At 69.0% G+C, this 19,712-nt stretch carries 18 protein-coding genes; 5 read left to right on the forward strand and 13 right to left on the reverse strand.

From position 1 onward, the window contains the following. Nucleotides 1-54: 54 nt before the first annotated feature. The gene (locus VV02_RS01015) at nucleotides 55-2,319 is read left to right on the forward strand and encodes a phosphocholine-specific phospholipase C (RefSeq protein WP_083449815.1); all 2,265 of its coding nucleotides are present in this window, start codon (nucleotides 55-57) and stop codon (nucleotides 2,317-2,319) included. 94 nt (nucleotides 2,320-2,413) lie between these two features. Here the strand turns inward: VV02_RS01015 and VV02_RS01020 are convergent, their stop codons facing one another. Both VV02_RS01020 and VV02_RS01025 read right to left on the reverse strand, forming a co-directional pair. Next, a complete protein-coding gene (locus VV02_RS01020) occupies nucleotides 2,414-4,918 on the reverse strand; it encodes a peptidoglycan DD-metalloendopeptidase family protein (protein WP_157063210.1) in 2,505 nt (834 codons plus the stop codon). A 230-nt stretch (nucleotides 4,919-5,148) separates the two neighbouring features. Further along, nucleotides 5,149-6,924, reverse strand: a complete 1,776-nt coding sequence (locus VV02_RS01025; RefSeq protein ID WP_052589323.1) for a M23 family metallopeptidase — start codon at nucleotides 6,922-6,924, stop codon at nucleotides 5,149-5,151. Nucleotides 6,925-7,074: 150 nt separating this feature from the next. Between VV02_RS01025 and VV02_RS01030 the strand changes: the two genes are divergently transcribed. After that, entirely contained in the window at nucleotides 7,075-7,536 is a 462-nt protein-coding gene (locus VV02_RS01030; protein WP_052589324.1) for a sigma-70 family RNA polymerase sigma factor, read from the forward strand. On the opposite strand, the gene VV02_RS01035 is transcribed toward VV02_RS01030, so the two are convergent. Then, nucleotides 7,533-8,099, reverse strand: coding sequence for an XRE family transcriptional regulator (locus VV02_RS01035; RefSeq protein WP_245632965.1), 567 nt, complete (start codon nucleotides 8,097-8,099; stop codon nucleotides 7,533-7,535). The genes VV02_RS01030 and VV02_RS01035 overlap by 4 nt on opposite strands. 62 nt (nucleotides 8,100-8,161) lie before the next feature. Here VV02_RS01035 and VV02_RS01040 point away from each other — a divergent pair, with 62 nt between their 5' ends. Further along, the gene (locus tag VV02_RS01040) at nucleotides 8,162-9,370 is read left to right on the forward strand and encodes an MFS transporter (RefSeq protein ID WP_218917329.1); all 1,209 of its coding nucleotides are present in this window, start codon (nucleotides 8,162-8,164) and stop codon (nucleotides 9,368-9,370) included. 34 nt (nucleotides 9,371-9,404) lie between these two features. On the opposite strand, the gene VV02_RS01045 is transcribed toward VV02_RS01040, so the two are convergent. The 7 genes from VV02_RS01045 to VV02_RS01075 form a co-directional block, all read right to left on the reverse strand. After that, a complete protein-coding gene (locus tag VV02_RS01045; protein WP_052589326.1) occupies nucleotides 9,405-9,833 on the reverse strand; it encodes a MarR family winged helix-turn-helix transcriptional regulator in 429 nt (142 codons plus the stop codon). A gap of 33 nt (nucleotides 9,834-9,866) precedes the next feature. Beyond that, complete coding sequence (locus VV02_RS01050; protein ID WP_052589327.1) at nucleotides 9,867-11,360, reverse strand: long-chain-fatty-acid--CoA ligase; 1,494 nt, start codon at nucleotides 11,358-11,360, stop codon at nucleotides 9,867-9,869. Nucleotides 11,361-11,397: 37 nt separating this feature from the next. Continuing rightward, nucleotides 11,398-11,769, reverse strand: coding sequence for a YrdB family protein (locus VV02_RS01055; protein WP_052589328.1), 372 nt, complete (start codon nucleotides 11,767-11,769; stop codon nucleotides 11,398-11,400). Next, nucleotides 11,753-12,364 (reverse strand): RNA 2',3'-cyclic phosphodiesterase, encoded by a 612-nt coding sequence (thpR, locus tag VV02_RS01060; protein ID WP_245632966.1) that lies wholly within the window; start codon nucleotides 12,362-12,364, stop codon nucleotides 11,753-11,755. Before thpR ends, VV02_RS01055 begins: the two co-directional genes overlap by 17 nt. 165 nt (nucleotides 12,365-12,529) lie before the next feature. After that, nucleotides 12,530-12,835 (reverse strand): GIY-YIG nuclease family protein, encoded by a 306-nt coding sequence (locus VV02_RS01065; RefSeq protein ID WP_052589329.1) that lies wholly within the window; start codon nucleotides 12,833-12,835, stop codon nucleotides 12,530-12,532. A gap of 182 nt (nucleotides 12,836-13,017) precedes the next feature. Continuing rightward, nucleotides 13,018-13,944, reverse strand: coding sequence for an N-acetylmuramic acid 6-phosphate etherase (gene murQ, locus VV02_RS01070; protein WP_052589330.1), 927 nt, complete (start codon nucleotides 13,942-13,944; stop codon nucleotides 13,018-13,020). Continuing rightward, a complete protein-coding gene (locus VV02_RS01075; RefSeq protein WP_245632967.1) occupies nucleotides 13,941-14,882 on the reverse strand; it encodes a MurR/RpiR family transcriptional regulator in 942 nt (313 codons plus the stop codon). The genes murQ and VV02_RS01075 overlap by 4 nt, the downstream gene beginning before the upstream one ends. A gap of 189 nt (nucleotides 14,883-15,071) precedes the next feature. Here VV02_RS01075 and VV02_RS01080 point away from each other — a divergent pair, with 189 nt between their 5' ends. Next, the gene (locus VV02_RS01080) at nucleotides 15,072-15,947 is read left to right on the forward strand and encodes a BadF/BadG/BcrA/BcrD ATPase family protein (protein ID WP_052589332.1); all 876 of its coding nucleotides are present in this window, start codon (nucleotides 15,072-15,074) and stop codon (nucleotides 15,945-15,947) included. 179 nt (nucleotides 15,948-16,126) lie between these two features. Here VV02_RS01080 and panB read toward each other — a convergent pair whose 3' ends face one another. Next, nucleotides 16,127-17,032: a 3-methyl-2-oxobutanoate hydroxymethyltransferase gene (panB, locus tag VV02_RS01085; RefSeq protein WP_052589333.1), complete on the reverse strand. Its 906-nt coding sequence runs from the start codon at nucleotides 17,030-17,032 to the stop codon at nucleotides 16,127-16,129. Next, on the reverse strand, nucleotides 17,033-17,905 hold the full coding sequence (panC, locus tag VV02_RS01090; RefSeq protein ID WP_052596387.1) for a pantoate--beta-alanine ligase: 873 nt from the start codon (nucleotides 17,903-17,905) through the stop codon (nucleotides 17,033-17,035). It abuts the gene before it with no gap. Nucleotides 17,906-17,929: 24 nt separating this feature from the next. Here panC and VV02_RS01095 point away from each other — a divergent pair, with 24 nt between their 5' ends. Next, nucleotides 17,930-19,093 carry an anhydro-N-acetylmuramic acid kinase gene (locus tag VV02_RS01095; protein WP_083449816.1) on the forward strand — a complete coding sequence of 388 codons (1,164 nt, stop codon included), beginning with the start codon at nucleotides 17,930-17,932 and terminating at the stop codon, nucleotides 19,091-19,093. Here the strand turns inward: VV02_RS01095 and VV02_RS01100 are convergent. Then, the gene (locus VV02_RS01100) at nucleotides 18,995-19,678 is read right to left on the reverse strand and encodes a hypothetical protein (RefSeq protein ID WP_052589334.1); all 684 of its coding nucleotides are present in this window, start codon (nucleotides 19,676-19,678) and stop codon (nucleotides 18,995-18,997) included. The two genes, VV02_RS01095 and VV02_RS01100, sit on opposite strands and share 99 nt — an antisense overlap. Nucleotides 19,679-19,712: the final 34 nt, after the last annotated feature.

The raw sequence follows: 19,712 nt of genomic DNA on the forward strand, positions 1-19,712 counted from the left end.
CGCGCCGGGTGCATTGTGGGAGGGCTGCCCGCGTCTCACAGGAGAGAGCCATCCATGCCCACGATCGATCGCCGGCGGTTCCTGCAAATTGCAGGAGCCACCGCAGCCGCCACCGCGCTGTCCGAGACCCTGTCCGCCAGCGTGGCGCGGGCGGCCTCGATTCCTGCCAACCGCACGAACGGCTCCATCAAGGACGTCGAGCACATCGTCGTCCTGATGCAGGAGAACCGTTCGTTCGATCACCTCTTCGGGACGCTGCGCGGGGTCCGGGGCTTCGGTGACCCACACCCGGCCGTCCTTCCGAGCGGCAAGTCGGTGTGGCACCAAGCGCGGGACACCATGGAGACGCTGCCGTTCCGGCCGGACCACGATGATCTCGGGCTCGCCTTCGTCCAGGATCTGCCGCACAACTGGCCCGACGCGCACGCGGCCTTCAACGGCGGCAAGTACGACGGGTGGATCGCGGCCAAGGGCACGACCACGATGGCGCACCTGAAGCGGCCCGACATGCCGTTCCACTTCGCGCTGGCCGACGCCTTCACGGTGTGCGACGCCTATCACTGCTCGTTCATGGGCTCCACCGACCCCAACCGCTATTACATGTGGACCGGTTGGGTCGGCAACGACGGCAAGGGCGGCGGACCCGTCATCGGCAACGATGAGAAGGGCTACGACTGGACGACGTACCCCGAACGCCTTGAGGCTGCTGGGCTTTCGTGGAAGATCTACCAGGACGTCGGCGACGGCTTGGACAAGGACCACGGCTGGGGCTGGATCGGAGATGCCTACCGCGGCAACTACGGCGACAACTCGTTGCTCTACTTCAACAAGTACCGCAACGCCAAGGCCGGCGACCCGCTCTACGACAAGGCGCGTACTGGGACGGACGCCTCCAAGGGCGAGGGCTTCTTCGACCAGCTACGCGCTGACGTCAAGGGCGGCCGGCTGCCGCAGATCTCCTGGATCGCCGCACCGGAGGCCTTCACGGAGCACCCGAACTGGCCCGTCAACTACGGCGCCTGGTACACCTCGCAGGTCCTCGACGCCCTCACCTCCGACCCCGAGGTCTGGAGCAAGACGGCACTGCTGATCACGTACGACGAGAACGATGGCTTCTTCGACCACGTCGTGCCTGCTTACCCGAACTCTCCTCAGCTGCAAGGGAATTCGACGGTCTCGACCGAGAACGAGATCTACTCCGGACCAGCCGGAGCGACCGGTCCGTACGGCCTGGGCCAGCGGGTCCCCATGCTCGTCGTGTCTCCCTGGAGCACCGGCGGCTGGGTCTGCTCTGAGACCTTCGATCACACCTCGATCATCCGGTTCATGGAGGAGCGGTTCGGGGTCGAGGAGCCCCAGATCACTCCATGGCGGCGAGCCGTCTGCGGCGACCTGACCTCCGCTTTCGACTTCGGCCGCACCCACACGACGGTGCCGTCACTGCCGAGCACCACGACGTACAAGCCGCAGGACAACGCGCGGCACCCGGACTACGTCCCGACACCTCCCGCGAAGGGTCTGATTCCCAAGCAGGAGAAGGGAGTTCGCCCTTCAAGAGCTCTTGCGTACGCTGTCGAGGCTGCTGCTGTGGTTGACGGCAAGACCCTTCGCGCAACGCTCAAGAACACCGGGCGGCTCGGCGTCCACCTCCAAGCACGGTCTCGCGATGTCGCAGGCGCACCGTTCTCGTACACCATCGGCGCCGGGGACAGCCTGTCACCGACCTGGCCGCTCGGCCCGACGTACGACCTGCAGCTGCACGGACCCAACGGATTCTTCCGTCGCTACGCAGGCACCACCGCCAGCACGCCGGTGGAGGTCACATCAGGCGTCGACTCCCGTCACCGTCTCCGGCTCACCCTCACCAGCTCACGCACGGCCACCGTCACGGTCACTGATGCGTACTCCCGCTCAGGAGGACGGCCCGTCACCATCGTCGGCGGACGTCCGCAGGTGGTCGTCATGGACCTGACGGCACAGCATGGGTGGTACGACGTGCTCGTCACCACGGCGGGTGACACCTCTTTCGCGCGTCACCTCGCCGGACGAGTCGAGAACGGTCGTGCTTCCACCAGCGATCCACAGCTCGCCGGTCCGGTTGGCCACGGTCAGCCGACGCCGACTGCCACCCCGACTCAGACTGTCAGCGGGCCGCCCGTCCAGACCGACCAGATGGGCGACTCCGGCGACTCCGGCGGCAACGCCGTCACGGTGCTGACGGCCACGACACTCGCCGCGGCAGGCGGCGGCGCCGCGTACGCCGCGAAGCGCCGTACGCAGGAGGACCTGCCGACAGCGGAAGGCGATCGCGAGGTCTGAGTCTGTTCGGATGCCAACACGTCTCGGGACTCGGCACTAGCCGAGTCCCGAGCTCAACCGGCTAGTGCCTGGGCTCAACGAAGGTCAGGCAGGTTCAGCGGTGGGTGTTGGCCGGCTTCTGGTAGGACTCGCCGCCGTTGGTGTGCTTGTGGTGACGGTGCCTGGTTGAGCGCTTCTCGTCCTGCTTGACGGGCGCGTTCACCCGGCGTCGCTGCTCGGCCTTGGAGTGCGTCTTCGAATGCGCCTTCGCGGACGCGGAGTGCTTGCCTCGGGTGGCCGTCTGGTCGACCTGCCCTGCTGCTGGCGCTGTCGGCATCGCCACCACCGGTGCCGGCGCGGTCGTCGGGCTGACGCGCCAGGTCTCGAAGATGTGGTGCTTCTTGCGCGCGTCCGCGTAGCCGCGGTAGCTGACGCCCTTGGTCGGGTCGGATGCCGCGATCGCGATCTTCTTGACCGGGTCGACCACGATCAGCACGTTGCCGATGCGCTTGGGGCCGCGGTAGCTGTCGACGAAGATCAGGTCTCCGGCCCGCTCACGCCCGGGCACCACGCGTACGCCCTTGCCGCCCGCCAGCCAGTCGCGCTGCTGCTGGGCGGTGCGCGGCAGGCTGACGTGCGTCTGGTCGTAGGCGCTCTGCACGAACGAGGAGGCATCCCAGGCGTCCGGGCCGGTCGCGCCCATCCGGTGCGTGTCGCCGAGCTGGGACTTGGCCCAGTCGACGACGGCCGCGGTGTCCAGGGCCGGCGGTCCGCACACCGGAGCGGCTGTGCCAGCGCCGGGCGCCGCCGAGGGCATGTCCGTGATCGTGAACGTGCCGTGATCGACCGGCCCGCCGCCACCGGAGTAGACACGCGCGTAGTAGAGGACGTCGTTCACGTAGGTCTGTGCGTGGTGATAGGCGAACAGCGCCCGCCGGAGGGCCGTCGGGCCGCCCGCCGCACCCGCGCGGGACAGGTAGTTGGCCGCTGCCATGACCGAGTCGGACGCGTCTCCGATGGTCGCGCGACCGTCGCCGTTGCCGTCGACACCGACGGTCTTCCAGGTCGCCGGCGTGAGCCGCATCGGACCCTTGGCGCCGTCCGGCGAGGCCGTTGTGCCGCGGCCGTGGGCGCTTTCTTCCATCCCGATGCCGGCGAGCACCGAGAAGGGGACGTGGTACTTCTGCGAAGCCACGACGTAGCGCTCGAGCATGGCTCGCGGGATCGGCTGCGCCTTCTTGGCCAGCGACGCCTTGCGGGGCGAACCCGGCGCCGGCACGGCGAACGCGACTTGCTCGAAGGACCGTTTGCCAGAGCTCGGCTTCAGCGCCGCCTTGGCAACGGCGGCGTTCTTGGACGGCGTCGGGACCGGCGACTGGTCAGGCGAGGCCTCGACAGCGGCCGGAACGGCACCCGCGTTGCCCGCACCGGCGTACGCGGCCGAGTAGAAGAGCACGTCGTTGACGTACCAGTCGGCGTGGTTGTAGGCGAGCAGCGCTCGTCGTACGCCGTCCGCGCCGTTCGCGACGCCCGAGTGGGTCAGGTAGTTGGCCGCCGACATGACCGAGTCGGCGCGGTTGTTGATGTCCGCCTTGCCGTCGCCGTCACCGTCGACACCCATGGTTTTCCAGGTGCCCGGCATGAACTGCATGAGCCCGCGAGCGCCCGCCGACGAGACCGCGCTCGTGCGACCGTGCGCCGTCTCGGACATGCCGATGCCGGCGAGCAGGTTCCACGGGATCCGGTAGCGCTGGGCCGCGGCGTTGTAGAGGGCGAGGACATCCTGCGGGATCGAGACCGCCGGGTTGACCAGTGACGCCCTGCGCGGGGCGCCGTACGCCGGGACTGCGCCGGCGAAGGCCACCGTGACCGCGGAGCCCGGACGACCGTCCAACGACACCCGTTGCTGCTGCATGAAGGGGATCGGATCGACCGGCTTGCCGTCGACCCGGATCTCGAAGTGCAGGTGCACCCCGGTCGCGTCACCGGTGGCGCCCTCGACACCGATCTGCTGTCCGGCGCTGACCTGGGTGCCCGGGCGGAGGTCGGCGGCGATGGAGTCGAGGTGACCGTAGATGCTCGTGATGCCGCCCGCATGGCGGATCTCGACCGAGTTGCCCAGTCCGCCGTAGGGCCCGCTGCGCGCGACGACACCGTCCGCGGCGGCCAGGACCGGGTCGTTGCGGTGGCTCGAGAGGTCGACCCCGGAGTGCAGCCGCTCGACCTTGTGGATCGGGTGCATCCGCATCCCGAACGGGCTGGTCACGGTGTAGGCGGTGCTCAGCGGGGTACGCCACCCACCGAGACCGAGACCGACGTTGACCTGGCAAGAGCTGGCTGACTGGGCGGCGGCCGGCTTGGCCTTGCCCTTGGCGGGCTCAGCACCTGCAGGCCGGAGGGTAGATCGCTGGGCATTGCTTCCCGGCTGCGGAGGTTGCGGAGTGCTCGCGGCCGCTTGCGATGTGCTCATGGCGACGCCGAACCCGGCCAGCAGCGCCGGCGCCACCGCGTAGGTCGCGACGCCACTCAGCCGAGAGGACTGGGCCTCGATGAGGTGCTTGGGGACATATCCATCCGTCCACCATGCCGGTGCACGCTGCGCCAGCGGGTCGGACGGCACGTCGACAGAGAGTGCGGAAGGGGCTGCCGAAGGCCGTGCGTGGCGGGACGATGCAGACTGCTTGGCCACGCGCCCCTCCTCGCGGCCGCCGTCGTGGCGGGCCGAGCTCTGTACCCGTGAGTATGCATGGTTGAGGAGCGAGCCGGAAGGGGACGGCGAGAGTTCAGATGTTCTCTTGATGTTCCGAGGGGGAACGCGCGCATTGCCGCTGAGACGGTGCCGATCTGGTGCTATTCCGTGGGCGCCGGCGGCAGCGGCAGACCGTCGGGCGTGGGGATCGGGATGGACTTCGGCGTCGGCTTCGGGCTCGGCTTCGAGGTGGGCGAAGGCTTCGCATCAGTCGACTTGGAGGTCGGCGAAGGCTTGGCCGTGGCGGACGAACTGGGCGCCTCGGTCGGCACCGGGAGCGGCAGCGTCTCCGGGGTGGGTGACGGCTTCGGCGTCGCTGTCGCTGTCGAGCTGGGCGACGCGGTGGGCGCGACCTTCGGTGCCGGCTTCGCGGCGGGCTTCACCGCCGGCTTCGGGTCGGCCGGACGCCAGATCTCGAAGATGCGCTGCGTCTTGGCGAAGTCCTTGTACGAGCCGTAGATGACGCCCGTACGCGGGTTCTTGGCCTCCAGAGTCGTCTTCTTCTTCGGGTCGTGGACCAGCGCCACGTAGCCGATCGTGCTCGGGTCGCGGTAGCTGTTGATGAAGATCAGGTCGCCGGGGCGCTCCTGGCCGGGCTGGATCCGGGTGCCGTGACCCTGGGCCAGGTAGTTGCGCTGGTCCTTGGACGAGCGCGGCAGCGAGACGCCGATCTGGGCGTACGCCGTCCTGCTGTACGACGACGCGTCCCAGGTGTTCGGGCCGTTGGCGCCCAGGGCGAACGCGTCACCCACGTGCGAGCGGGCCCAGCCGACCACGGTCGCCATCCGCTTGTTGTCGATCTGCGGCATCTTCGGACCGGCGGCCTTCTTGGTCGCCTTGCAACCCATCGGGGGCTTGCCGACGTAGCCGCCGCCGTAGGACTGCGCGTAGTAGAGGACGTCGTTGATGTACCACTCAGCGTGGTTGTACGAGTAGATCGCGTCACGCACGCCCTGCGGGTTCTTCTTCGCACCCGAGCGGGTGAGGTAGTTGGCGGCCGACATCGCGCTGTCGGCGTCGTTGTTGATGTCAGCGCGGCCGTCACCGTCGCCGTCGACACCCATCCAGCGCCAGGTCGCGGGCATGAACTGCATCAGACCCTTCGCCCCGGCGGATGAGGTGCCCTTGTTCTTGCCGTGTGCGGTCTCCTCCATGCCGATGCCGGCGAGCAGCGTCCACGGGAGGCCGTAGCGGTTGGCCGCGTTGACGTACAGCCGCTTGATGCCGGCCGGGACGGGGAGAGGTTTGTTGGCCAGGGAAGCCTGGCGCGGCGTACCGGCGCTTGGGAGCACGAAGGCGGTGCCGGTGTAGGACTTGCCGACCGGACGGCCGTCGAGCGCCGCGTGACGCTGCTCCATGAACGTCAGCGGATCGACCGGGGAGCCGTTGCGGCGGACCTCGTAGTGCAGGTGGTCGCCGGTCGAGTCGCCGGTGCTGCCCTCAAAACCGACCCGCTGACCCATCGCGACCCGGGTGCCGACCCGCACGTCGATGCGCGCCATGTGGCCGTAGTACGTGGCGATGCCGCCGTTGTGCTGGATCTGCACGGTGTTGCCGAGGCCGCCGTAGTGGCCCGCCCGTACGACCTTGCCGGCGGAGGCGGCAACCACAGGCCCCGGGCCGGGCTCGGACACCAGGTCGATGCCGGCGTGCAGCTTGCGGGTGTGGGTGATCGGGTGGTTGCGGTAGCCGAAGGGGCTGCTCTGGCGGTAGGCCTGCTGGAACGGCGGGCGCCAGGTGCTCGTTGATCGGTTGACCTCGCAGGCGTCGGCGCTGTTGACGAAGACGCCGACACCAACGGAAACCACGGTCATGGCCACCACCAGGATCGCTCCGATGAGCCACTCCTGCGCAGTGACCTGCGTCCCCTTGCGCACCGTGGTTCTCCCTTGTGGTTGTCGGTCAGGCCCGTCAAAACCGACGCGAGGGCCCTGGAACTGGTTCCATGACGACAGGGGAGGAACGACTCACTCCTTTCGGCCGTCAGGACTTCGGACCACACACCGCCAGAGACCAGGAGCGAAACCATGAAGGCGGCTCTCCACCCCATCAGCCCGGAGCAGCACACGCTGATCTCGCAGGCACAGAGGAGCCGGCTCCGCGAGGACCTGGACCGGCTCGACACGCAGCGCGCCATGGTGGCGGCCATCAAGGCCGGCGTACGACAGCAGGCCCTGGCCGAAGCGCTCGGCGTCTCGCAGGGTGCGGTGAGCCAGCGCCTCAAGATCGCGCGCGACGCGTCCGCCGTGCCGGACGGCTTCGCAGGCGCGTCACCGCGCGAGATCGCCCAGCGGTACGCCCTCGGTCAGCTCGACCAGACAACGCTCGTACGCCAGCTCACGGCCTGGCCGTACCCGCCCCGTGACGACGAGTCCGGCGATCACCCGTGGGAGGAGGTCGCCGAAGCGGTCGACCGCGGATGGATCACGCACGACGAGTACGAACAGGTCCTGCTCGGCCGCGGCCTCCCGCTGACCTCCGCGGGTTAGCTCGCCGCCGGCATCGCGAAGACCCGGATGAACGTCGTCCCCGCTGGGCCTGCGCTGCGGTAGCGCCGTCGAACCTCACCCGGGAGACGCAACGACCCGTTCTCCTCGACCTGGAACTGCTCGCCACTGTCCAGCACGATCTCCAGCGCGCCCTCGAGGACGTGGTGCATGACCTCTGGGGCGCCTGGCATCCCGGGTACCTCGCTGCTGTCTCCCCGGACGAGGTGGCACTTCCACAGCTCCACCGAGTGGGTACCGACGTCGGTCGCACTGAGCAGATAGGCCCAGCTGCCCTGACTCGTGCTCCACACCTCGATCCCACCTGACGGCGCCGCGGCCGTCACGCCGATCAGCTCGGCGAAGGTCGTCCGCAGACCCGCGGCCACCCTGTCGAGCAGCGCGACGCTGGGGTTGGCCTGACCCAGCTCGACCTGGGTCAGCATGCGGCGACTGACCTCGCTCAGCTCGGCCAACGCGCCGACGCTGAGGTCCTGGGCCGTCCGAAGGTCCCGGATCCGCCGACCGATGGCTGCCGCAACATCCGGCTTCATCCCGTCACTCACAGGCGTTCCTCCACGTGGACATGATGGTCCACTCCGAGGTCGTGAGCACTATATTGCGCAGGGTGGCACACGATCAGCTGGCGTCTCCTCCGGTGCGGAGGTCTTCGCGCGACGCCTTTCGGCTGCAGGGGCGGTCGGCGCTGGTCCGTTGGCTGATCTCCTTCGGGACCTTCGGCATCCCCCAGGCGGCCACGCCCATCGCCTTCGCGCTTCTCACGCTCCCGCTGACCGGCCGCGCCGAGGACGGCGCGACGATGGTCCTGGCGATGACCCTCGCCCAGGTGGTGGGAGCGATTCCGGTCTCGCGGCCCGGGCGCCGCTTCAACGCCGTGACCTATCTGCGGTGGCTGATCGCGGTCCGTACGATCGCGCTCGGGCTGGTCGCCCTGCTCGCCGCCCTGGGCGCGCCGCTCGGATTCCTGATCGGCTCGGCGGCGATCGGTGGAGTCGTCAATGGTGCGGCGTACGGCTACCAGCGATCGATCCTCAACCATCTCGTGCGGCCGTCGTCGCTCCCCCGTGCGCTGGGGATCGCGGCCACGCTCAACGAGGTCGTCTTCGCCGTCGCTCCAGTGCTCGCGGCCGTCCTGGGCTCACTGTCACCGACGCTCGCGATGTTCGCGATCGTCGTCCTGGGTGCGCTGCCGTTGGTGCTGGTCCCGAGCGTTCCGGACGCGAAGTCGTCAGCTCCGGCCGGGTCAGGGATGTCCCTGCTCACCCCGCCCGTCCTGATGTGGCTGCTGTGCGCGGCAGCCAGCTCAGCGGCGGTGGCATCCGTCGAGATCAGCGCGGTGGCCCTGGCCCTCTCCTTCGACCTCGATCCGACCTGGGCGTTCGTCTTCACGGGGGCGGTCTGTGTCGCTTCAGTGAGTGGTGGCGTGTGCGTCAGCGTGCGCAACCGGAGATCTCGGCCCACGGAGGTCGTCTGCTTCCTGGCGGCGACCATGGTCGGCGCTGTCCTCGTGAGCAGCCGCTGGGACCTCGCGCCCACGCTGTTGGGCGCGGTCCTCATCGGGTTCTTCCTGCCCCTGCTCGGAACGCACTACTCACTCGTGCTCGACGACCTGGCGCCCGACGGTCGGCGCGCCGAGATCTTCGCTCTGCTGCGCACGTCGACCGCCGTCGGAATCATCGTGGTCAGTGGCCTGCTCGCGACGGCCGGACTCCGTGGCGCATCGCTCGGCAGCGCCGCGCTCATGGTGATGTCGACCTGCATCGTCGCCGCCGCCGTGCTCCGACGTGCCGGCGTGCTCGGTCGCGAGTCGCGCTGACCGAGCCACCGGTACTCAGTTCTGGCGCAAGGACTCAGTCGCGTGCGGCGACGACCATGCTGTGGATGATCTCGGCCGCGCGATCGAGCGTGGCGGCATCCTCGGGGCTCAGCCCATCGAGCAAGGGCTGTACGGCCTTGCCCCGGGCAGCGCGCGCGGTCCGCAGCACGGCCTTGCCTTCGGGCGTCAGGCGAACCAGCCAGGCGCGAGCGTCGCCCGGGTCGGCCTCGCGAGCGAGCCAGCCCTGAGCCTCGACCCGCTGCACCTGAGTGGTCATCGTCGGCTGGCTGCAGTGGTCCGCGGCGGCCAGGTCGCCGATGCGCGCCGGGCCCATCTCGGCAACCAGGGCGAGCAGTCGACCCTGCGCGGACGGGAGGTCGAGGTCAGCGTGGCGGGTCGCCCATCGGTGCAGGCGGGCAACGGCGGAGAGCAGCTCGTCACCGCGACGGGTCTTGGGAGTCATACCAACCCAATTTATATAGGTTGTCTAAGTTAGTCAACTTTGCGGCGATGCCGCGTCGCGCAGCTCGCGCTTGAGGATCTTGCCCGACGGGCCCTTGGGTAGGGCCTCGATCAACTCGATCGTGCGCGGGTACTTGTACGGGGCGACCCGCTCCTTGGTGAACGCCTGAAGGTCCTCAGGAGTTGCAGTCGCATCGGGACCGAGCACGACGTACGCCTTGATCTCCTCGCCGTAGTGGTCGTGGGGTACGCCGACGACGGCTGCCTCGACGACGTCCGGGTGCTCATAGAGCACCTCCTCGACCTCGCGCGGGTAGACGTTGTAGCCGCCGCGGATGATCAGATCCTTGGAGCGGTCGACGATGAAGTAGTAGCCGTCCTCGTCCAGCCGCGCCAGGTCGCCGGAGTAGAACCAGCCGTCCCTGATGGCCTCAGCCGTGGCGTCCGGACGCTTCCAGTAGCCCTTCATGAGCAGGTGGCCGCGGATCGCGATCTCGCCGATCTCACCGGCCGGCACCTCGGCACCACCCTCGCCTGCGAGGCGCATCTCGACACCTTCGATGGGCGTACCGATGGAGCCGGCCTTGCGCTCGACGTGCGGGTGGTTGAACGAGGCGACAGGCGAGGTCTCGGACAAGCCGTAACCCTCGAGAATCGTTGCGCCGAAACGGTCTTCGAACTTGCGCATCACCTCGACGGGCATCGAGGACCCACCCGAGATGCACGTACGCAGGGAGGACAGGTCGGCGTCGACCGTCGCCGACGCGGCCAGCATCGCGCCGTACATCGTGGGCACGCCGAGGAAGATCGTGACCTTGTCGCGCGCGATGACCTCCAGTGCCTTGGCCGGGTCGAAGCGGGGGATCAGGGTGAGCGTGGCGCCGTTGGCCACCGCGGTGTTGAGGCCACAGGTCATCCCGAAGACGTGGAACAGCGGCAGGCAGCCCATCAGGACGTCGTCGGGCTGCACCTCGATCAGGGTGCGCGCCGTGACCTCCTGGTTGGTGTTGAGCGCGCCGTGGGTGAGCTCAGCGCCCTTGGGCCGACCCGTCGTCCCGGAGGTGTAGAGGATCACCGCGGTGTCGTCGTCCGCTCGGTCGACGACCTCGGCGTACGGCTCGTGCTGGCTCACCAGGTCCTGCAGCTGGTCTGCACCCACCTCGACGAACGGAGTACCGACGGTCTCGGCGGCCGCCTGGGCGTCGCCGGCGAGGCCGAAGATGAGGGAGGCTTCGGCGTCTTTGAGGAAGTACTCGACCTCACGCGGCTTGAACAGCGGGTTCATCGGCAGCGCCACCGCGCCGGACCGCAGGATGCCGTAGTAGACGATCGCGAACGCCGGCACGTTGGGCAGCGACAGCGCCACCCGGTCGCCGGGCTGTACGCCCTGAGCGCGCAGGTACGACGCCAGCCGAGCCGACGCGTCGTCCAGCTGGGCATAGGTGAGGGTCGCGTCGTCGAGGCGGATGGCGACGTGGTCGGCGTACTGCTTGACCGTCCGAGCCAGGTTGGCCGCAAGGTTCGTCATGCCGCAGGAGCCTAGTCAGCGCAGATGGATTCGCGGCTCAGCCGCTCAAATCCTCCACGTCGTCGTCCGGCGCGGGCCCTGTGCGGGCAGGGCGCAACCGGAGCCACATCACGACGACGAAGACGACCGCGAGGATGACGGCCACGATCGGAGTACCGGCAGCGAACAGTGCGAGGACTCCCGCGCCGAACCACAGCAGTTCCAACATGATTCGCGGGAAGCCGTAGACCGGCCACCTCGCCTGCGGACTGCCGAACGCGGCCCAGATCGTACCCATCACCGCGATCGCGACGAGTGCGAGCACGACCCCGAGAAGGAAGGTGTCGGTGAGGTTGAACGCCCACCACGCCACGGCGACATAGACGGCGAGCTCCAGCAGGAACATCGCCACGTCACTCAGCGAAGGCATCTGACTCCCTCCCGATCAACGGCGCGGTCGCCACAATCTCATGACGCGGGCGGCCGTGCGGGCCAGACCCTAGATGCGATTCGACGAGGCAGATCTCCGATGCGGTCCAGGTCGGACCGGAGTAGGTGTCGAGCACCCGCACCCAGCGCGTCTGCTCCTGCACCCGCCGCAGGTGGCTGACCGACAGGTGCGGCCGGAACGCTCGCCCATCCGGGTCCGCGCCGGCATGCTGAGCGCTGTTGCGGACGTTGGTGGCCAGCCGCTCCAGCTCCTCGACATCGCCCCGCACGTCCATCCACAGCACCTTCGCCGACCAGGGGTCAGGGAACGCACCGGCTCCCGCGAGCTGCAGGTTCAGCGGCGTACGCCGCGCTGCCGCGCTCGCGAGGCCGTCGATCAGCTCATCGACGGCACGGTCTGGGACGTCCGCCATGAAGGCGAGCGTGATGTGCCACTGCTCCTCGGCGATCCAGGGATGCTCGGCCCTGGGCTCGAGGAATGCGGCGAGATCTTCGCGTACTGGCGCAGGTGGCATGAGTGCCACGAACATGCGTTGGCCCATCGCGCCACTCTCCCAGAACAGACGCGCCGTCACTGGTTTAGCCGACAGACCCGTACCGCTGGTCGAGTAGGCGAGCCCAACCGCTGGTCGAGTAGGCGAGGCGCTAGCCGAGCCGTATCGAGACCCGGTGACCGCGCGCACCAGGTCTCGATACGCCTCCGCTGGCGCTCCGGCTACTCGACCAGCGGAGGTGGATGGCTACTCGACCAGCGGGGGCCGGCGGACACGACGAGGCTTGCGAGCCAGCGCGGGGAGCCGATCGAACTCACCGGCGATGAGTGCTTCTCGCTTGGCACGACTCCAGTTCTGCACCTGCTTCTCCAGCGCAAATGCCTCATCGACGCGCGCGAACTCCTGCGACCAGACCAGCTCTACCGGTCGCCTCCAGCGCGTGTACGCCGCGCCTTCACCCATCTGATGTTGGGCCAGTCTCCGATCGAGATCCTGAGTGCTGCCGACGTAGTAACTCCCGTCGCTGCACTGAAGGATGTACGTCCACGCCATGGTGGGAGTCTGCCGAGAGGCAGCTGACTCGCGTCATGGCGGCCGCAACCCCTGTGGATAACCCACCACCGCCGGTCGAGTAGGCGAGCCCCTAGGGCGAGCCGTATCGAGACCGGGCGACCGCGAGGGCTGAGTCTCCCTGCGGCTCAGCGGGTCTCGATACGCCTTCGCTAGCGCTCCGGCTACTCGACCAGCGGGTTGGTGAGGGCGGCGGCGACGATGCCATTGCTGCTGTCCAGCAGCGCCTCTGCCTCGGCCACGTCGCTGCCGGTCAGGAGCATCACGATGGCGACCTTGGTACGACCGTCGGCCGCGTCCAGCGCCTCGCCGGCCGTGTCGACATCGACCTCGGCGGCCGCCGCCACGATGCGCTGAGCGCGGTCCAGCAGCTTGGCGTTGCTGGGGCGCATGTCGACCATCAGGTCGCGAAAGGTCTTGCCGTTGCGCACCATCGCGGCCGTGCTGAGCATGTTGCAGATCATCTTCTGAGCGGTGCCGGCCTTGAGCCGCGTGGACCCGGTCAGCACCTCAGGACCTGTCACGACCTCGATCGCGATGTCGGCGTGCGCGCTGACGGCGGAGTCGGGGTTGCAGGCGATCGAGACGGTGCGCGCGCCGAGCTCGTGCGCGCGGTCCAGTCCGGCGATGACGTACGGCGTCCGCCCGCTGGCCGTCAGGCCCACCACGGTGTCGCTCGGCCCCACGTGCGCGGTTTCGATGTCGACCGCGGCTGCGTGCGTGTCGTCCTCGGCGCCCTCGACCGCGTGGACGAACGCGCGCTCACCGCCGGCCAGCAGAGTGATGATCTGGTTCGGATCGGTGCTGAACGTCGGCGGGCACTCGGCGGCGTCGAGGAGCGCGAGCCGACCGCTGGTGCCGGCGCCGATGTAGACGAGTCGCCCGCCCTCACGAAGGGCTGCGGCGACCAGGTCGACCGCCGCGGCCACCTGCGGGAGCACGAGTCGTACGGCATCGGCGACGTGGCCGTCCTCGGTGTTCATGAGGGCGACGACCTCGGTGGTCGTCATCGCGTCCAGGCCCCGGGACGCCGGGTTGCGGGACTCGGTGGCCAGGTGCGCGAGGACCTCGTCGAGGGAGTGGGACGTCACACGCGGCCCCGGCTGTCGACACCCCGCGACGCTGCGAGCCGTCGACCGGTCACGGCGTCGTGCGTCTTGCTGAGCGCCTCGGTGGATGCGGCGAGGTTCTGGCGGGCGATGGCGACGAAGAGGATGTCGACGACGGCCAGCTGAGCGGTCCGGCTCGCGGTCGCGCCCGAGCGGAAGGTGGTCTCTCGGGCGGCCGTCGTCAGCACGATGTCGGCGGACTTCGTCAGCGGCGAACCGTCGAAGTTGGTGATCGCGATCGTGGTGGCACCGGCCTCGTGCGCCCGCGTCAACGGCTCGACCGTGTCGACCGTCGCGCCACTGTGCGAGATGCCGATCGCGACGTTGCCGCTGGCCAAGAGCGATGCGGCCGTCGAGGCGGCGTGAATCTCATTCCAGGAGAAGGCGATTCGGCCGATGCGGTGCAGCTTTTGGCGGAAGTCGTCGGCCACCGCACCACTGGCGCCGATGCCGAAGATGTCGACCCGTGATGCCGCGCTGATCGCGTCGACGGCGGCCTGCGCGGCGCCCAGCTGGAGGTGCTCGGCGGTCTCCTGGAGGGCGCGGGTCTCGTGATGCACGATCGAGGACACGATGTCGGCCAGCGACGCGGACTCGTCGAGCTCAGCCGGCGGTTGGCGCCCGTTGACACCGAGGACGTCCTCGCGAGCCGCTGCCCCGGCGAGTGCGATGCGCAGCTCGGGGTAGCCGTTGAAGCCGACCTTGCGGGCAAACCGGGCTACGGTCGCGACCGACGTGGCAGCCTGCTCGGCAAGCCCGGTGATCGACAGATGCGCGGAGGAGGCGGGGTCGCTGATGACGACGTGCGCGACCCGCTGCTCGGCCGGTTGGAGGTTGGGCAACGAGGACCGCAGCCTGACCAGCACGTCACCCGGATGGCCATCCACTGCGGGACCCGCTGCACTCATCGCATGTGGCATGCCATACCTCCGCCTTGTCCTTCGCGTTGCCGACGCTCGGTTATCAACCCGTCGTGAGGGTTCACATCGGGGTCGGCACCGCCACTGCCGGTGGAGTCACCCTAACCACCGGAAATGGCAACAACCAACCTTTCCCCAAGTACGCCGGAAATCGTTGACATCTCTTGATGTCTCCCCCAGGATCGCGCGATGAGCGCCGCCGTGGTTGACCTCGGCAAAACCCGATGCCGCGTCCGCGTGGCCGAGCGGTCCGCCGGGTCGGGCGGAGCGCCGGGTTTGAGCACCACGCACGGCGTTGAAGCGGCGCTGTCCAGCATCCACGAGGCAGTATCCGGGCTGGGTGGCGTTCCTGTCGACCAGATCTCGGTCGGCGCGGCCGGCGCGTTCGCCGCGCCATCGGCTGCTCAGGAACTGGCTGACCGGCTGCGTGCGGCGTACGGGGCGTCCGTCGCCGTGACCAGCGACGCCATCACCGCCCATCTCGGCGCTCTCGGCGGCGCACCTGGCGTCGTGGTCGTCGCCGGCACCGGGGCTGTCGCGGTCGCCGTGTCTCCGACCGGCGAGGTCGCGGTCGCCGACGGGCTCGGTCCCGAGCTCGGTGATCGCGGTAGCGGCGCCTGGCTCGGCACCTCGATGCTGGGAGAGGCGAGTCGTACGCCGGGGTGGGAGTCCGTCGTACTGCGCCGGCTCGGTCCGGACTGGCGCGCGCTCGTCGGTGACCGGTCGTACGACAACGCCCAGCGGCGGGCGTCGTTGGTGCCGGATCTCGCCGACCTCGCCCGGTCCGGTGATGCAGCCGCGAGTGAGCTGTTCGGGGCCGCCGCTCGGGAATTGGCCGCGACGGTGCGCGAGGCGGCGACGCAGGTGGCGATCCCGGTGAGCGAAGCGTCCGAGGTGGCTCTTGTCGGCGGTTTGAGCGGGCTCGGCGAGCTGTTGCTCGATCCGCTCGAGCGGGCTCTGGCTCCGATGCGGCTGCGCGAGGCGAGCGGATCAGCGCTGGATGGCGCGGCTCTGCTGCTGGAGCGGCGAGACCTGCCGCACGAGCACCTGGTCCACCGCGCCTGAGGCGGGCCAAAGGATCGCCGGTGCGCGGCCACGAGCTCGAGCGCTGACGGGCGTGTCGCCTGCGCGGGGAGACAGGTGTCGTGAAGACGTACAACGTCGTTGTACATCTCTACAACCAGGTTGTATTTCTCCACGCACCCCATAGCCCCGTGGCTGCGACACGCCCGCACGAGAGCGGCTCAACCAGCGTGACGCCAGTCGTCGAGCGCGACCTTCAGGGCGATGATCTCGTCATCCGTCATGGCGTAGCCGTGCTCGGGCGCGGGGTACGCCCGTGAGCGCACCTCCTCGGCGTACGCCCGCACGCCGGCATCCATCGCGTCCTGCAGGTCGGCGTAGCGCTTCACGAACTTCGCGCCCTTGCCCTCACGGATACCCAGCAGGTCGTGGAAGACCAGCACCTGGCCGTCGGTCGCGGGCCCGGCACCGATACCGATCACGACGGAGGAGTTGATCCGCGGCATCAGCGCCTCGGTGACGGGGCTCGGGATGCACTCGAGCACGATCGAGAAGCAGCCGGCGTCCTGCAGCGCCGCCGCCTGCTCGACGATGGTCGCGCCCTCGGCACCTGTGCGGCCCTGCGCTTTGTAACCGCCCAGCGCGGTCGCGGTCTGCGGCGTCAGGCCGACGTGACCCATCACCGGGATCCCGGCGTCCACGATCGCGCGAGCGCGAGCCACCGACGTACGGCCGCCCCGCTCCAGCTTGACCCCGTGGCAGCCGCCCTCCTTGACGAACCGCATCGAGGTCTCGATCGCCTGCTCGTCCGACACCTCGTACGACCCGAACGGCAGGTCACCGATGAGGATCGGCGTGCGCAACCCACGGCGTACGGCTCGAGTCAGCATGAGCATCTCGTCGAGCGTCGCGGGGACGGTCGAGTCGTAGCCCAGGACGGTCATCGCGCCCGAGTCGCCGACCAGCACGATGTCGGCCTCGGCGTGCTCCGCCGCGACGGCCGACGGGTAGTCGTATGCCGTCACCATCACGACCGGCTCGCCCGCGGCCTTCATCGCGCGCAGGCCAGGCAACGTGATCGGTGCGCGGTCGGACTCGGAAGCAGAAGCGTTGGGACGGCTGGACATTCAGGCGCTCCGTGTCAGTTGTGCGGTGTCTTTGATGACGGTGTTGTCGATGAGTCGGACCGGCCCGACGGGCGCGGCGATGACCACGAGCGCACCCGGCTCCACCGTCTCGACGGGCTGCAGCGTCACCCGGTCGACGATGGCGAGATATTCGGGTACGACCTCGAACGGCTTCATCGCGGCGACCGCCCGCTCAGTCAGCGCCGCGGCGTCACGCTCGCCCCCGTCGTACGCCGACTGCGCCTCGTCGAGCGCGGCCTTCAGGCCGAGTGCTCGCTCGCGGTCGCGTCCCTTGACATGGATGTTGCGGCTGGACATGGCCAGGCCGTCGTCCTCGCGGACGGTCTGCACCACGTCGATGCGGACGGGCATGTCGAGCTCGCGCACCAGGGCTCGGATCACGAGCGCCTGCTGGGCGTCCTTCTGGCCGAAGTAGGCGACCTCGGGCTGCACGATGTTGAAGAGCTTGGTGACGACGGTCGTGACGCCGTGGAAGTGGTCGGAGCCGCGGTGCGCGCCCTCGAGCGAGTCGACCAGGGGCCCGTCGAGACGGACCTCGATGGTCGAGCCCGGGCGGTACATCTCCTCGGCCGACGGCATGAACACGAAGTCCACACCGTTCTTCTCGGCGATCGCGACATCGGCCTCCTCGGTGCGCGGATAGCGCTCGAGATCGGTCGGGTCGTTGAACTGCGTCGGGTTGACGAAGATCGACAGGACCACCACGTCGCACTCGGTCCGAGCGCGCTCCATGAGCGCTTCGTGGCCGTGATGCAGCGCGCCCATCGTCGGGACGAAGCCGATGGAGGCCTCTTCGCGACGGGCAGGGCGCAGCGCTTCACGCAGGTCAGCGATGGTCCGGACGACAAGCACGAGGGAACGGTACCGTCCCACCTCATGATCGTCGTCGGCATGATCTCGGGCACCTCCATGGACGGGCTCGACGTCGGCGTCGCCGAGCTCGACGGCGCGTCGACCGGAGCGCTCACGCTGCGGCCGCTGGGCGCGCGCACCTGGCCCTGGCCCGAGGTGCTGCGCGAGCGGCTCCTCGCCCTGCTCCCGCCGGCCCCGACCACGATCGAGGAGGTCGCCCAGCTCGACGAGCTGGTCGGGCGGGAGTGCGCGCGCGCCGCCGCTGCCGTCATCGAGCAGTACGACGGTGCCGACCTCGTCGTCAGCCACGGCCAGACCGTCTTCCACTGGGTCACGGACGGACGCGCGCAGGGCACGCTCCAGCTCGGTCAGCCGGCGCCGATCGTCGAGGCCACCGGTCTGCCCGTGGTCTCCGACATCCGAGCGCGTGACATCGCGGCGGGCGGTCAAGGCGCACCTCTCGCGGGGACGCTCGACACCCTCTGGCTGCGGGGGTTGCCGGGCGACGGCCCGCGGGCGGCGCTCAACCTCGGCGGGATCGCCAACGTCACGGTCCTCGACGGTGACCGGTCCGTGGCGTTCGACACCGGACCGGCCAACTGCCTCATCGACGCAGCCGTCGCGCGCATCACGGATGGCCGGGAGTCGCGCGACACCGACGGGCGGCTGGCTCGCTCGGGGACCGTGCGGACCGACCTGCTCGAGGCCCTCCTCGACGAGCCGTACTACGCCCTCCCCGCACCCAAGTCCACGGGACGGGAGCTCTTCACGACGTCGTACGCCGATCGCTTCCTCGCGCAGCTCCCTCTCGTCAGCGACGCAGACCTCGTCGCGACCCTGACCGAGCTCACAGCGACGACGGTCGCGAACTCCCTTGCGGCGTACGGCATCTCGGACCTGGTGACCTCCGGAGGCGGGGTACACAATCCGGCGCTGATGGACGCGCTGAGGCGACATCTGCCGGGAGTCGACGTGCGGCGTACGGATGACCTCGGGCTGCCAGCCGACGACAAGGAGGCGTATCTCATGGCGCTCGTCGGCTACCTGACGTGGCATCAGGTGCCCGGTGTACTCCCGGGGATGACCGGGTCACACGAGCCGCGAGTCCTGGGCCGGATCAACCTCGGCGATCGGCCCGTTCGTCTCCCCGATCCCGGACCAGTGCCCACCCGGCTGACGATCGTCTGACTCGCGTGGCGGAGCAGAGAAGACCGGGACCTCGCCCCAGCTGGTGAACCACGTGACCTGGTCCTCGCCATATCGAATCTGCACAGGAAGGTGCTCAGCGTCCGCGGTGAACGCGACGGAGATGGCCGGGGGATCGGACTTGGTGATCACGACGACCTCGCGGTCGCCCTGGGTGGCCCACGCAGCCGTGGAGTTCTGGGACGTCAGAGCCAGTCCCGACATCATCGACTCGAAGAGCTCACCCATCGTGCCCGGGGCTTGCCGGACGTAGCTCTTGTAGGTCACCTGCTGCGGACCTCCCGGAGCGGACGACGCGAGATGCGTCGGAAGGCGGGTCTCGTACGACATGCCTTCGATGTCGTAGCGGTCCACGGCCATCGATGAAGTGAGCATGATGGACCGCAGGTTGCGCGTCAGAGCCTGACCCGCCATGTCGACCGACTGGCCGCTGCCGTGACTGACCATGCGGAAGCTAGTCGCGCAGTAGACGCTCGCGCACGCAACCTCGATCACCGACTCGACCGACGGCAGTGGATCTGGCGTGGTGGCCTCGACCGCATCCTTCTGCTTCAGATCCGCTTGCATGACGCTCCCCGATGAACATGTACGCGCACCCCCG

It is taken from the genome of Luteipulveratus mongoliensis, from assembly GCF_001190945.1.
GTDB lineage: Bacteria > Actinomycetota > Actinomycetes > Actinomycetales > Dermatophilaceae > Luteipulveratus > Luteipulveratus mongoliensis.